Genomic DNA, 13,730 nt, shown 5'->3' on the forward strand with positions numbered 1-13,730 from the left:
CGGCGAACGCCAGCGCGTGGCAATCGCCCGGGCCTTGCTGGTCAATCCAAAACTGCTGATTTGCGATGAAATCCTCTCGGCGCTCGATGTATCGGACCATGCCGGCCATTTCCAGTACGTTGTTGTTGAACATACGGAAGCAACCGTGGCTGGTGCGCATGCCGATACCGAACTTCTTGTTCGAACCGTGAATCAGGTAACCAGGCGTGCCCAGGGTGAACTTGAACGGCCCCAGCGGGTTGTCCGGGCCTGCAGGCACGACGTTGGGCAGCGGATCACCATCGGCGGCGTGCTCGGCCTTGATCGAGGCTGGCGGTGTCCAGGTCGGGTTCGGCGTCTTCCCGGTGATGCTGGTGTGGGCAATCGGTGAGCCCCAACCCTCACGACCGATACCCAACGGGAAGGTGTACACCACATTCCGGCCCTTCGGGTAGTAGTAGAGACGGTACTCCGCCAGGTTGATCACGATGCCTTCGCGAGGCCCCGGCGGCAAAATAAAGCGGGTCGGCAAAACGATCTCGGTGCCGGCGCCTGGCAACCATGCATCGACGCCCGGGTTGGCGGCGACCATCTCCGTGTAGCCCAGGTCGTAGGCGGTGCCCAGATCGGCAAAGGTGTCTTCGTATTTAGCCTTGATCACCTGCACCTGGCCGATGATGTCTTCACCGGGTGGCGGCAGGGGAAACTCCAATGCTGCGGCAGGACCCGCGACGCAGAGGGCGGCAAGTGTCAGGCAGCGGGTGACGGCAGGAAAGCGCGGCAACATTCCGGAAAATCCTTCGCATGATCAACAGAGGGGATATAAGAATGCGATTGTACACCGCTGCCCGTTATTTCGGGGAACTGGCCGATAGCTTGCTACCTTTGGCGGGTCAAAGCTCGAATCGCAGTTCCGGCCAGATCGGCGAAGTGCCACGCTTTTGCGACTCGAGAATCGCCCGGCACAGTGAGCACAGGCGCTGGTCCTGGAATACCCGGCGGTCGACACCCGACCAGCGAGGCTGCGCCGGCAACAGACTGCCGCACAGGGTGCGGTCGGCCGAACCACCCAGTTCCAGCTGACGCGCCACCAGATGCACCCGCACTTCCTGGCAGGCGAACAAATCCAGCTGTTCGTCAGGCTCGATCAGTTGGTAGGCAAAAAGTGACCAGGCGGGACGCGGCATCGGGGGCTCCAAATCGGGGGCGCAACCTTAGCCGAAAGCCTGCAACTAGAAAAGTGTCATAACAGCGGTTTTAAGGTAGGCCAGACATTTTCCAGCAACTTGTCTTGTGCCCCGGCTGCCGGGTGTATCCCGTCAGCCTGCATCAGATCGGGATGACCGCCTACACCTTCGAGAAAAAACGGCACCAGAGGGATGTTCTTCTCCTGGGCAACATTGCTGAAAGCTTCGGCAAACGCCTTGGTATAACGCGCACCGTAGTTGGGTGGCAATTGCATGCCAAGCAACAGCACCTTGGCGCCGCTGGTACGGGAACTGTCGATCATCGAGGCAAGATTTTGTTGCAATTGCGTTGGCAGCATCCCCCGCAACCCGTCATTGCCTCCCAACTCCAGGATAACCAGCGCCGGCTTATGCTCTGCAAGCAGCGCCGGCAGCCGCGCCTGGCCACCTGCACTGGTGTCGCCGCTGATCGAGGCATTGATCACTTTATCGTCGAAACCTTCGCGCTTGAGCCGCTGTTCAAGCAGCGACACCCACCCTTGCCGGGTATCCAGCCCGAAACCGGCGCTGATACTATCGCCAACGATCAGGACTGTACCCGCCGCTGCGTTCTGGGCCATGCATATCAAGGCCAGGCCAGCACTCAAAAACCACACACGCATCGGATTCTCCATGGGCGCCAGCATTCTCACTGCGAAGAACCTTAGCAAAGTGGTTCCCAGCGCGGAAGGTGAACTGACCATCCTGCACGAACTCAACCTGGCGCTGAACCAGGGCGACAGCCTGGCCATCGTCGGTGCGTCCGGGTCCGGCAAATCCACCCTCCTGGGCCTGCTCGCCGGCCTGGATCTGCCCAGTGGCGGCGAAGTCACACTCGCCGGACAGGGACTGAGCAGCCTCGACGAAGATCAGCGAGCCCGCCTTCGCGCCGAGCACGTGGGTTTCGTCTTTCAGTCCTTTCAATTGCTCGACAGTCTCAACGCGCTGGAAAACGTCATGCTGCCGCTGGAGCTCGATGGCCGCACGGATGCCCGTGCACGCGCCACGGAGCTGCTGCAGCGGGTCGGCCTCGGCCAGCGCCTGACCCACTCGCCCCGCCAGCTCTCCGGTGGCGAACAGCAGCGCGTGGCCATTGCCAGGGCATTTGCTGCCGAACCCGATGTACTGTTCGCCGACGAACCCACCGGCAACCTCGACAGCCACACTGGCGAGCGTATCAGCGACCTGTTGTTCGAACTCAACAAGGAGCGCGGCACGACCCTGGTATTGGTCACTCATGATGAACGCCTGGCCCATCGTTGCCGACGCCTGATCCGTCTTGAAGCCGGCCTTCTGGTCGCCCCGCTGGAGCCTTGATGGTACGCCTGCCGCTGTTGCGCCTGTTCAGTCTCGCCGTCCGCCAGTTACTGCGTGACGCCCGTGCCGGTGAACTGCGCGTGCTGTTCTTCGCCTTGCTGGTGGCGGTGACCACGAGCACCGCCATCGGCTATTTCGGTGCCCGACTCAATGCCGCCATGATGCTGCGCGCCACCGAGTTTCTGGGTGCCGACCTGTTGCTCGAAGGCAGCTCACCGGCGCGTGCGGAACAAACAAAAAGTGGCACCGAACTGGGCCTCGAACACGCTCAAGCGGTGGAATTCTCCAGCGTCATCGCCACCGACAACGGTATTCAGTTGTCCAGCATCAAGGCGGTCGATGACGCCTACCCATTACGCGGCGAGTTGAAAAGCGCCCCCGCCCCTTTCGCCCCGGAACAAACCGGAGGCCGGCCGAAATCCGGTGAAGCCTGGGTCGAAGCCAGATTGTTGACCGCGCTGAATCTGAAAATCGGCGACAGCATCGATGTCGGCATGAAAACCCTCACGCTGTCCCGTGTACTGACCTACGAACCCGACCGCGCCGGCAACTTCTACAGCCTGACGCCACGGGTGCTGATCAACCTCGACGATCTCGCCGCCACCGGTGTGGTGCAACCTGGCAGCCGGGTCAGTTATCGCGAACTCTGGCGTGGCAATGCCCAGGCGCTGGAAACCTATCGCCAACTGATCAAACCCGGCCTGGCCGCCAACCAGCGTCTCCAGGATGCCCGAGATGGCAACCGGCAGATCGGGGGGGCTTTGGGCAAGGCCGAACGTTACTTGAACATGGCCAGCCTGGTGGCGGTATTGCTGGCCGGTGTGGCGGTAGCGCTGTCAGCAACACGCTTCGCCACCCGCCGATTCGATGCCAGCGCGCTGTTGCGTTGCCTTGGACTTTCTCGCCGGGAAACCATGGTGCTGTTCAGTTTGCAACTGACCGTTCTCGGATTGCTTGCGAGCATTGGCGGTGCCTTTATCGGTTGGCTGGCACAGCTGGGACTGTTTGCCTTGCTGCATGACTTGTTACCCAGCGACGTGCCACCCGGTGGCCTGCTCCCTGCCCTCGCGGGCATCGGTACCGGACTGGTGGCGCTGGGCGGTTTCGCCCTGCCGCCACTCGCGGCCTTGGGACGAGTTCCACCGCTGCGGGTTTTGCGCCGGGATTTGCTGCCCGTTCCATCGGGCACCTGGGTGGTCTACGGTGCGGCGCTGGCCGCCCTCGGACTGATCATGTGGCGCCTGAGCCTGGATCTGGTACTGACCTTCGCCCTGCTCGGCGGCGGTGTCGTAGCGGCACTGGTTCTGGGTGGCCTGCTGTTGCTGTTGTTGAAGAGCCTGCGCCGAATGCTGGCCGGTGCCGCGTTGCCCTGGCGGCTCGGGCTGGGCCAATTGCTGCGCCACCCGCTGGCAGCCGCCGGGCAATCCCTGGCGTTCGGTCTGATTCTGCTATCGATGGCACTGATCGCCCTGCTACGTACGGAGCTGCTGGACACCTGGCAAAACCAACTGCCGAAAAACGCCCCGAACTATTTCGCCCTGAACATACTTCCGGCGGACAAGCAGGCGTTCACCGATCGGCTGATCGCTCTCTCGGCACAATCGGCGCCTCTGTACCCGGTGGTGCCGGGGCGGCTGATCAGCATCAATGGCGAACCGGTACAACAGATCGTCAGCAAGGATTCGGCGGGTGACCGGGCCATCCAGCGCGACCTGAGCCTGACCTGGTCCGCGGATCTGCCGGCCGGCAACCAGCTCACCGCCGGCCACTGGTGGAGCGATCACACGCCAGAGGATATTCCCGGCGTTTCGGTGGAAGGCAAGGTGGCTGAAAGCCTTAAGCTCAAGTTGGGCGATCATATGATCTTTTCCGTCGGCGGGGTCAATCGCGAGGCGAAAGTCACCAGCCTTCGCGAGATCAACTGGGACAATTTCCAACCGAATTTCTTCATGATCTTCCAGCCGGGCACACTGAAGGATCTGCCGGCAACCTACCTCACCAGCTTCTATCTGTCGGCAGGCCATGATCAGCAGATTGTCGATTTGTCCCGCGCCTTCCCGGCGGTGACCATTCTGCAAGTCGAAGCGTTGCTGGCGCAGCTGCGCAGCATCCTCGCCCAGGTCACTCTCGCGGTGGAGTACGTGCTGTTGTTCGTATTGGCGGCAGGCATGGCCGTACTTTTTTCCGGTTTGCAGGCCACCCTGGATGAGCGTATCCGTCAAGGCGCACTGTTGCGCGCGCTGGGGTCGCAAAGACAATTGCTGGTCAAGGCGCGGCGAATCGAATTTGGCCTGCTCGGTGCCGTCAGCGGGTTGCTGGCCGCGCTGGGCTCGGAGGTCGTGAGCCTGATGCTTTACCGCTATGCACTCGACCTGCCCTGGCAGCCGCACCCGTGGCTGCTGGTGCTGCCACTGATCGGCGCGGTACTGATCGGTGGTGCCGGCGTGTTCGGTACTCGTCGCGCGTTGAATGCCAGCCCGCTGACAGTCCTGCGCGAGGGTTGATAAACTCGGCTCTTCTCCATCCCAAGAAGCCGTCATGAGCCGTTATCGCCCTCCCCGCACCGCCGGCACTGCGTTGATCACTCCAGAAGGTGAGGCACGAATGCGCGCCGAGTTTCATGAGCTATGGCACGTCCGGCGACCGCAAGTGACGCAAGCTGTCAGCGAAGCGGCGGCACAGGGTGATCGTTCTGAAAACGCCGAATACACCTACGGCAAAAAGATGCTGCGCGAGATCGACAGCCGTGTGCGCTTTCTGACCAAACGCCTGGAGGCGCTCAAGGTCGTCAGTGAGAAGCCAAGCGATCCGAACAAAGTCTATTTCGGCGCCTGGGTCACCATCGAGGACGAGGACGGCAAGGCGTCACGCTATCGCATTGTCGGCCCGGATGAACTGGATCTGAAACAAGGCCTGATCAGTATCGACTCACCCTTGGCCCGCGCCTTGATCGGCAAGGCACTGGACGCCGAAGTACGGGTCCAGACGCCCACCGGCGAACAATACGTCTACATCGTGGCGATCGACTACCTCTAGGCCCCCAGTGCTTCAGCGACGGGTGATCAACCCCTGCCGGGCAACGCGGGTCAATTGCTTGATGACTTCCTGGGCATCTTCGGCACTGGGCGACTGAATCACTGCCAGATCAAAGCTGTCGCTGGCAAATCGCGCCAGGGATTCGCCATCTTCTATGAACTGGATCAGGAACGCTGCCGGCCCGCCGGTACGACGTGGCCAGCCGTCGAGGTAACGCAGGAGCGTCGGCTGATGTTTGCCGCCAAGCAGGATTTTTGGATTGCGTTGGGTGAGATGTGCCGTGATCGGCGCGGGACGTACTACGGGGCTTAGTGCGTTCATCGTGTCGTGTCTCTGCCTCAAAAGTCTGCATGGCAGGTGAGAGGCAACACCGAACCAGCGCTTTAGCGGTATTTCGAAGCCTGTTTCAAGCTTCTGTCGATGACCGTTGAAGTCATCTGGCGCCCCGCAAGTAGCTGTTTAAATCGGCGCATGTGCAGCATCCTAGAGAAGCTGACCGGACAGTGTCAAGAATGACCCGCAACAAAAAAGGCCCGCGCAATGCGGGCCTTGACGTTGAATCAGAGCGGTCAGCCAGCGATGGCGCGATCGAACGAGAGCTTGCCGGCGCCTTCAATCATGACAGCGATGCTGCCACCGAGCAGAGCCAGGGCAAATTCGTAGCCGTTGTTGGCCATGAACAGACCGTTGCTGATGTGCACCGAGAAAATCGCCACCAGCGACAGGAAGGTCAGACCCAGCGCCGCCGGACGAACCAGCAGGCCGATGATCAGCGCCAGGCCGGCGAAAAACTCGGTACCGCCCGCCAGCGTCGCCATCAGGTAACCCGGCGTCAGGCCGATACTTTCCATGTATTGCGCGGTGCCGGCCAGGCCATAGCCACCAAAGGCGCCGAAGAGTTTCTGCGAACCGTGGGCGGCGAAGATGATGCCGACGAAAATTCGCAGAACGGTCAGGCCGAAGCCAGCGCGGGTAAACAGAACCTTGTTGATCAGTGTGCTCATGCTGTGTCATCCATCGTGAGTGTGTGTGGGTTGACCGTCATATTAATCAAAAATATTTATGACAAAAGCGCAAAAACCCCATAACTACAATCGGATAATTCGATTACTTTCGTAAAACAGGTTGGCGTCCTGAAGACTCCAGGGACTCCCGCTCCCGATCGAACGCCAAGTAATACTTGTTCACGCTATTAACATAGCTGACAGGTCCCATTCCCACCTGCTCCATGGCAATGCGCTCGACCTGAAAGAACCACTGATTGGGATTCAAACCCCGTCGCCGCGCCTCGGCGCGCATGCCCTGAACCCGTTCCGGGCCAATGTTGTAGGCCGCCAGCACAAACGCCATACGCTCGCGTTCATTGAGTTTCGGGCTGGCGAAGAACTTGCGTCGAATCATTGCCAGGTACCTGGCACCGGCCTGCACGTTGGCATCGAGGTCCTGAACATTGTTGATCCCCACCCGCTGTGCCGCCGCCGGCGTGATCTGCATCAGACCGGTCGGGCCACCGCCACCGTGGGCCTGGGGTTGCAGCGCCGACTCCTTGAACGCCAGCGCCGCCAGGTTCAGCCAATCCATGTCCTGGGCGTCGGCGTGTTTCTTCAACACGGGTCGAAGCTTCTCCAGGCGCTGTCGGTCGGCCTTGGCCAAGGGATAGTGCACTTGATAGAGGCGCCGATAGATGCGCAGGAAGGCGGCGTCCTGATCCGATGGCTTTTTGTAGCCCACCAGGAACCGGTCGATACTGGCCCGCAGCATCGAGGCGTCGCGGCGCACAAACCAGTACTCCTCGCCCGGATCGCTGATCAGCACCTGCCGGTCGAATCGCAGCTTCGGCAGAATCTTGCCCCAACGCTCGGCAATCGGTTGCTCGACAATGGTCAGGTGGAAAATTCCGCCCTGGACCATCTCCAGCACATCCTCGACCGCCAGGCTCGGGTCGACCCACTCGATCTTGACCGGCGGCAATTTATGCAAGGCGAGTTTCTGGTTGATCTGGCTGACCGCATCGCCGGCGGCGCTACCCGTGGGCAGCGCCAGGGTCTTGCCCGACAGCTGTTCCAGCCGGGTAAAGCGGCGCTCCCCCTTGATCCCCACCAGCACCAGCGGAACATTGCTGGCAACCGGTTCACTGGTGCTGACCGCGTAACCGGGTTGCAGGTCGAGCAACTCGCCCGGCGCCACCAGATCGCCCTCCCCGCGCTGCAGCGCGCCGAGCAATTGATCCTTGGCCTTGGGAATGATTTTGAGGGTGATTTCCTGACCGTCACGGGCGTAGCCGTTGAGGTATTGCTCAAAGGCGCGCAAGCGGTGGTACTCGACGCCGATGGCCTGCCCCTGCACCTCACCCGAGCTGTTGCGGCTCTGATTGACCAGCACGCGCAAGACACCACTGGCGCGGATTTCCGTCAGATCGCGCACCTTGGTCGCCGGTACGGCCAGCAGCGGCCCGGGCAGGCGCGCAATTGCCGGCATCGGCAGCAGTAGCGAACAGCACAGCAGTAGCAAAATCGAGGGACGAATCATCCACTCTCCGAAAAGAATTCAGGTCGATCACATCAGTGATGTCTTGAAATCAAACGTTAGAAACCGGCAGCCTGACGCGCTGGCAAAGCGCCCAATACTGGCACAGCGACAGCACACGAACCATCCTTACGGGTACGACGCTCAATGGCGCAACTTTGAGCACTGGCAAAAGACAGCCATAACCCGTTGTAGTTCTTGGTTTTTCTTATAAATCTACGGCTCTGATATGCTTTGCGACCCTTCGCACCAAGGTCGTTCCGAGGTAGCACCATGCAACTCATCGATATCGGCGTCAACCTGACCAACCCCGCTTTTGCCGACAAACACCAGGCTGTACTCGACCGCGCCTATGCCGCAGGCGTCAGCCAACTGGTGCTCACCGGCACCAGTGTCCAGGACAGCGAACGTGCGCTGGAGCTGTGCCGGCAACTGGATGACAGTGCGCAACGGTTGTTCTCCACCGCCGGCATCCACCCTCATTCGGCCAGCGACTGGAACGCCGACAGTGCTCGCTGCCTGCGTGATCTGCTCAAGGCATCGAGCGTGGTGGCCGTGGGTGAGTGCGGACTGGATTTCAATCGCGATTTCTCACCCCGCCCGCAGCAGGAGAAAGTCCTGGAAGAGCACCTGGCGCTGGCGGTCGAGCTGCAATTGCCGGTGTTCCTGCATGAGCGTGATGCCAGCCAACGGCTGTCGGAGATTGTGCGTGACTACCGAGATCAACTGCCGGCCGCCGTTGTTCACTGCTTCACCGGGGAAAAAAAGGCGCTGTTCGGTTACCTCGACATGGACCTGCACATCGGCATTACCGGCTGGATCTGCGACGAGCGCCGGGGCACTCATCTGCATCCATTGGTCAAGGAGATCAAACGCGGGCGTCTGATGCTCGAAAGCGATGCACCGTACCTGCTTCCGCGCAGCCTGCGCCCCAAACCGAAAAACGGTCGCAACGAACCGGCGTACCTGACCGAAGTGTTGCGTGAAGTGGCAATGCATCGCGGGGAAAGCCCCGAAGACCTGGCGGCGCACAGCACGGCATGTGCACAGGCGTTCTTCGGACTGCCCTCGATCTCCCGCTAATCACCTTGTCCTTCGAGGGATCACAGCTGGCGCGCTGCCACATTGACCTGCATCAAAATCCTTCGTCCTGAGTAGCAGCACAATAATGGCACCTTGCCAAAACCGTGTTCGCTATCAGAGAAGACCTCCATGGGTGCCTGGCTTAGCAATATCTCGCTGAAGTACAAATTCTGGGCGGTGAACGCTGTCGCCTTCATCACCACCTTGTTGCTGGTGCTTTACGCCGTACAGCTCGAGCAACAGGCCCGCAGCCATGCGGCCCAGGCGTCGGCGCAAGCCCAGGCACGCCTGCTCGGTGCATGGCCCGTCGGGCAAGCGTTACCCAAGGCGGAAGAATTGTTGGTCTTCAATCGTGACCAGGTGCCCGAACTCAACGGGCAGCCGCTGCCGCAGCTGAGCCATGCCAATGGCTGGGTCGATATCGATTCCTTGCCGCTGCTCGGCGACAACCTGATGATTGGCGCAGCAGTGTTCACACGTGCGGACGGCCAGCAGGTCGCCGTGATTGCCCACGGACCGAGCCTCGGCCAGGTGTTCGGCGAGCGTTTCGCCAACTATGCCGTGGCGGTGTTCATCCTGATGCTGGCAATGCTCGGTGCCTCGCAATTGCTGATCCGCTTTCTGCTCAGCCAGCTCAATACCTTGAAAGATGTGATGCTGCATGTGGAGAAAACCGGCGATCTGTCGGCCCGCGTCCCGCTGGCATGCAACGACGAAGTCGGGCAAATGGCCAATGCCTTCAACGCCATGCAGGCCGGCTATCAAAGGGTGGTCAACACCGTTGCCAATACCGCCCGGCAACTGGACGACGGCGCCGCACGATTGGCCGCGAGCATGAACGACGTACGCCACGGCATGCTCGGCCAGCAGAGCGAAACCGATCAGGCCGCCACAGCGATCAATGAAATGACCGCCACTGTCCATCACATCGCCCAACACGCTGGCGCCACGCGAGACCTCTCACAATCGGCCGATACCCTGGCCGGCAGTGGGCAGGAAGTGGTGATGCGCGTTCAGAAGTCGATTGCCGGTTTGTCCACGGGTGTGCAGCAGACCGCCGAAATGATCCAGCGCCTGGCCGAAGACAGCCAGAAGATCAACGGTGTGGTCAATGTGATACACAGCATTGCCGAGCAGACCAATCTGCTGGCATTGAACGCCGCGATCGAAGCGGCCCGGGCCGGAGAAATGGGTCGCGGTTTCGCGGTGGTCGCCGATGAAGTGCGCAACCTGGCCAAGCGCGTCCAGACCTCCACGGACGAAATCACCGTCATGGTCTCAGCGTTGCAGGCCGGTACGCGGGACGCCGTGGACTTCATGCAGGAAAGCTCCTTCAAGGCCGACGACTGCGTACAGCAAGCGCAGGAAGCGGGCACCGCACTGATGCAAATTACCGGTGCCGTGGCGCAAATGCGTGAAAGCAACACGCAGATCGCTGTAGCGGCCGAACAGCAGAGCCAGGTGGCCGAAGAAATGAACCGGGCCGTGGTGAGCATTCGCGATGTAACCGAGAACACTGTGCAGCAGACCGTCGGCTCGGCGACTACCAGTAATGAGTTGGCGTCGTTGGCGGGAGAGTTGAACAAGGCCATAGGGCAACTCAAGCTGTAACGACCCTTTCGCGTGTAGGAGCCAGGCTTGCCGGCGAAGAACGATGACGCGGTGTATCAGTTTCACTGCAGTGCCCGGTTCGCGGGCAAGCCTCGCTCCTACAGGCGAAGAACGATGACGCGGTGTATCAGTTTCACCGCAGTGCCCCGTTCGCGGGCAAGCCTCGCTCCTACAGGCGAAAAACGATGACGCGGAGTATCAGTTCCATCGCAGCGAAGGCGTCATCCCGGTCACCATCAATGTTGACCATGGTCCCTATCGGTTCGATAGCCAAGCTTGATTCGCCGCGTGTAATTGCCGGGCCTATTCTTCAACCATGAATTCAACATGGACTTGAGGAATACCATCATGGGTAAACGTCACCCCAACCTTCCTGCCTGGCAATGGCGTGCCTATCCGGACAATCACCAGCACCCGACCAACCTGGTGCTGCACCTGATTGCCGTGCCCCTGTTCATCGTGGCCTTTCTGTTGATCGTTTCCGGTGTGTTCAGCCTGAGCCTGGCCAACCTCGCAATCGGTGTGATCGGCATAATGGCTGCACTGGGCCTGCAACGTCATGGCCATAGCCTGGAGGCACAAGCCTCCGAGCCGTTCAGTGATCGCAAGGATGCGGTATCGCGTTTGCTGGTCGAGCAGTTCCTGACCTTTCCGCGCTTTTTTCTCAGCGGTGGCTGGTGGCGCGCCTGGCGTGAGCGCCACCGCCGCCATTGATCAGGCGAAGACCGTCACGGTCTGCCGGCTCATGGCAATCAGTTGACCTTGTGCATCCCAGAATTTCGCCGCCGCATGGCCGTAGCCGTCGGCGGCGTGATCGGTTTCCACGAGGTATTTGCACCAGTCCAGCGTGCTCAACTCCAGCAATGGCTGCACGAACTCGATGGTCCAGGTCAACGTGCTGCCCATCGCCGGTTTTTTCAGAAACGGCATCACGGCGGGAGGCCAGGCGTCCACCAGCGCCAGGATGTGCGCCTCGCTGACGGCCTCTTCCTTCACATCGCCACGCAAGCGCACCCAGCCGCCCATCTGGCGCGAAGTGCTACCGGTGAACGGCATACCGCCTACGCTCCAGCGCATTGCCAGGTGCCGCATGAACTCCGGAATGACACCTTCGATGAAAGGCAACTCCTGACAGTCTTCCCAATGTTTCATTTCCGGTGCCGGATGCGCCGATACCGCAACTTCCGAAGGTCGCGAGGCGCCGAAGCTGCCCTGGATCAGGGTGACCACCTGCCCCTTCTGCATGGCCCGGCCCAGCACCTGACTGACGGCCTTGCCCTCGCGCAGTACATCGACTTCAAAACTGACCGGCACTTCAGGCTCGACCGGGCCGACAAACGTGATCGCCAGAGAACGCACCGGGCGCTCGGCCGGCACCTTTGCGCGCATGGCTTCGTACTGCAAGGCGGCCACCAGTCCACCGAAACTGGCACGTCCCTGCGCCCATCCAGCCGGAATGGCCAACTCCAGCGGTTGGCGGCGGACGGCATCGAGCAGATCGGAAAAGCGCATGAAAACCTCAAGAGCAGGAAAGGATTGAAGGGATCTTAACGAGCCCGCGAAGGCTGTACAGCGCACATTCCGGCCAAATTGACCGACAGATGGGCCGCACAGGCGAATTGCCGAACAAGGAAAACCTGTGGGAGCGAGCCTGCTCGCGATTGCGGTGGATCAGAAGACACATGCACTGACTGGCACTGCGCTTTCGCGAGCAGGCTCGCTCCCACAAGGGCATGTATCGAGATCAGGATTTGAAACAGGACTTGTCGAGTTTTTCGAGGACTCGATCGGCGCGCTGTTCGGCCTCGGCCATCCTGGTTTTCCAGACCGCAACACAGGGCTGCAGATCCGCTTCCTGCTCGGCCCTGGCCAACCATTGCCAGCAATCGTGCCAATCACCCAATGCGCTCTGAGCCGACTTGAGCCTGGGCATCGCCGCTTTCGGCAGGCGATCCAGTTCGGGGTAGGCCTCGATGCCATAGCGCACCCGCTTGATCAGCAGGCGCAGGCGATGGCGGTCGTGGGCAGGGTCGTGCAGGGCCTCGTCGAGTTTTTTCCATTGCTTGCCAAGGCGCTTTTCGATGCGCTTGCCCAAACCCTTGACCAGCCCCTGACGCTGGGCTGCCCGTAAAAAGCGCGGGAACGCTTCGAGGATGATCAGCAACTGCCCAAGCTCGGTGCTCGCCGCCACCTGCGGATAAGCCCTGGCCATCTGCGTCATGCGTCGCTGTGCCGCTTCGGGTTGATCGTGCTTCTGCAAATACGCCGCCAGCACCTCGCAGTCGCGCAATGGCGTGGTCAGGGTGCCAACACCCGATGCCGCCGCTTCCAGTTGTTCGACACCCGGCAAACCGCGCAATGGTCGCAACAAACTGCGCAACCGGCGCACGGTCGTACGCAGGTCGTGCAATGCCTCGGGATCGGTACGGGCACTCAAGCGTGCCTGACAGGCCAACAGGCGAACTTCCAGGCCCAGGACACGGGCCACCAAGCGGTTGATCATGGTTCACTCCGTAAACAGCTACAAGCTGCGAGCAACAAGATACAAGTCGAGCATCGCGAAGCGGACGTGCACCCTGCTGCCTAGAGTTTGTAGCTGCTTTTAGCGCCCGGCGCGCGATTCGCGAATGTAGAAACGTGCTTTTTCAGCTTTGCTGGTACAACCTTCGAAGCCTTCAAATTGTTGCTGGGTCTTGGCCGCAGTCAACAACGACAACGCCTTGGAATAGCTGACGGTCCCGGCGAAGCCCTCGGCCTTGGCCAGATCCAGCTCATGCCACGCCGCATCGAGGTTGCTGCCGCAACTGTCGCGATAGGCGGTTTTTCCGGCACAACCGGCGAGTACCAGGGCAATCAAAGGGACACAGATCCAGGCTTTCATCATTTACACCTCGAAATTGGTAACAGTCGTGCAACTAGGACGGTCCGCCACGGGAAAAGTGCCGTCCATCG

Annotated in this window: 14 protein-coding genes and 1 pseudogene; 6 read left to right on the forward strand and 9 right to left on the reverse strand. The window is 60.7% G+C overall.

Annotated features, from left to right (window positions below):
• Positions 1–120 precede the first annotated feature (120 nt).
• The 3 genes and pseudogenes from ACQKP2_RS16525 to ACQKP2_RS16535 form a co-directional block, all read right to left on the reverse strand.
• Positions 121–766 (reverse strand): annotated as a pseudogene (locus tag ACQKP2_RS16525) (L,D-transpeptidase family protein); the annotation flags it as partial.
• Between the two features lie 106 nt (positions 767–872).
• Positions 873–1,166, reverse strand: a complete 294-nt coding sequence (locus ACQKP2_RS16530; protein WP_427577907.1) for a hypothetical protein — start codon at positions 1,164–1,166, stop codon at positions 873–875.
• A gap of 56 nt (positions 1,167–1,222) precedes the next feature.
• The gene (locus tag ACQKP2_RS16535) at positions 1,223–1,828 is read right to left on the reverse strand and encodes an arylesterase (protein ID WP_427577908.1); all 606 of its coding nucleotides are present in this window, start codon (positions 1,826–1,828) and stop codon (positions 1,223–1,225) included.
• Positions 1,829–1,838: 10 nt separating this feature from the next.
• Between ACQKP2_RS16535 and ACQKP2_RS16540 the strand changes: the two genes are divergently transcribed.
• From ACQKP2_RS16540 to greB, 3 genes are read left to right on the forward strand one after another with little or no spacing between them, the layout of a single operon-like run.
• Positions 1,839–2,522, forward strand: coding sequence for an ABC transporter ATP-binding protein (locus ACQKP2_RS16540; protein ID WP_427577910.1), 684 nt, complete (start codon positions 1,839–1,841; stop codon positions 2,520–2,522).
• A complete protein-coding gene (locus ACQKP2_RS16545; protein WP_427577911.1) occupies positions 2,522–5,026 on the forward strand; it encodes an ABC transporter permease in 2,505 nt (834 codons plus the stop codon). Before ACQKP2_RS16540 ends, ACQKP2_RS16545 begins: the two co-directional genes overlap by 1 nt.
• Positions 5,027–5,060: 34 nt before the next feature.
• Entirely contained in the window at positions 5,061–5,558 is a 498-nt protein-coding gene (gene greB, locus ACQKP2_RS16550) for a transcription elongation factor GreB (RefSeq protein ID WP_427577912.1), read from the forward strand.
• Between the two features lie 12 nt (positions 5,559–5,570).
• On the opposite strand, the gene ACQKP2_RS16555 is transcribed toward greB, so the two are convergent.
• The 3 genes from ACQKP2_RS16555 to ACQKP2_RS16565 all read right to left on the reverse strand — a co-directional run bounded on the left by ACQKP2_RS16555 (position 5,571) and on the right by ACQKP2_RS16565 (position 8,087).
• On the reverse strand, positions 5,571–5,879 hold the full coding sequence (locus ACQKP2_RS16555) for a class I SAM-dependent methyltransferase (protein ID WP_427577914.1): 309 nt from the start codon (positions 5,877–5,879) through the stop codon (positions 5,571–5,573).
• A gap of 248 nt (positions 5,880–6,127) precedes the next feature.
• A complete protein-coding gene (locus ACQKP2_RS16560; protein ID WP_427577916.1) occupies positions 6,128–6,562 on the reverse strand; it encodes a DoxX family protein in 435 nt (144 codons plus the stop codon).
• 103 nt (positions 6,563–6,665) lie between these two features.
• Positions 6,666–8,087: a transglycosylase SLT domain-containing protein gene (locus tag ACQKP2_RS16565; RefSeq protein ID WP_427577918.1), complete on the reverse strand. Its 1,422-nt coding sequence runs from the start codon at positions 8,085–8,087 to the stop codon at positions 6,666–6,668.
• Between the two features lie 270 nt (positions 8,088–8,357).
• Between ACQKP2_RS16565 and ACQKP2_RS16570 the strand changes: the two genes are divergently transcribed.
• From ACQKP2_RS16570 to ACQKP2_RS16580, 3 genes are all read left to right on the forward strand, one after another.
• Positions 8,358–9,167, forward strand: coding sequence for a TatD family hydrolase (locus tag ACQKP2_RS16570; RefSeq protein ID WP_427577919.1), 810 nt, complete (start codon positions 8,358–8,360; stop codon positions 9,165–9,167).
• 129 nt (positions 9,168–9,296) lie between these two features.
• Positions 9,297–10,778 carry a methyl-accepting chemotaxis protein gene (locus tag ACQKP2_RS16575; RefSeq protein WP_427577920.1) on the forward strand — a complete coding sequence of 494 codons (1,482 nt, stop codon included), beginning with the start codon at positions 9,297–9,299 and terminating at the stop codon, positions 10,776–10,778.
• A 348-nt stretch (positions 10,779–11,126) separates the two neighbouring features.
• A complete protein-coding gene (locus ACQKP2_RS16580; protein WP_427577921.1) occupies positions 11,127–11,492 on the forward strand; it encodes a terminase in 366 nt (121 codons plus the stop codon).
• On the opposite strand, the gene ACQKP2_RS16585 is transcribed toward ACQKP2_RS16580, so the two are convergent.
• The 3 genes from ACQKP2_RS16585 to ACQKP2_RS16595 all read right to left on the reverse strand — a co-directional run bounded on the left by ACQKP2_RS16585 (position 11,493) and on the right by ACQKP2_RS16595 (position 13,659).
• Complete coding sequence (locus tag ACQKP2_RS16585) at positions 11,493–12,290, reverse strand: acyl-CoA thioesterase (RefSeq protein WP_427577922.1); 798 nt, start codon at positions 12,288–12,290, stop codon at positions 11,493–11,495. It lies immediately after the preceding gene.
• A gap of 232 nt (positions 12,291–12,522) precedes the next feature.
• Positions 12,523–13,281, reverse strand: coding sequence for a CHAD domain-containing protein (locus ACQKP2_RS16590; RefSeq protein WP_427577924.1), 759 nt, complete (start codon positions 13,279–13,281; stop codon positions 12,523–12,525).
• A 99-nt stretch (positions 13,282–13,380) separates the two neighbouring features.
• The gene (locus tag ACQKP2_RS16595) at positions 13,381–13,659 is read right to left on the reverse strand and encodes a hypothetical protein (protein WP_427577925.1); all 279 of its coding nucleotides are present in this window, start codon (positions 13,657–13,659) and stop codon (positions 13,381–13,383) included.
• Between the last annotated feature and the right edge of the window lie 71 nt (positions 13,660–13,730).

Origin of the sequence: Pseudomonas sp. NPDC089569 (assembly GCF_050280625.1) — a bacterium.
Lineage (GTDB): Bacteria > Pseudomonadota > Gammaproteobacteria > Pseudomonadales > Pseudomonadaceae > Aquipseudomonas.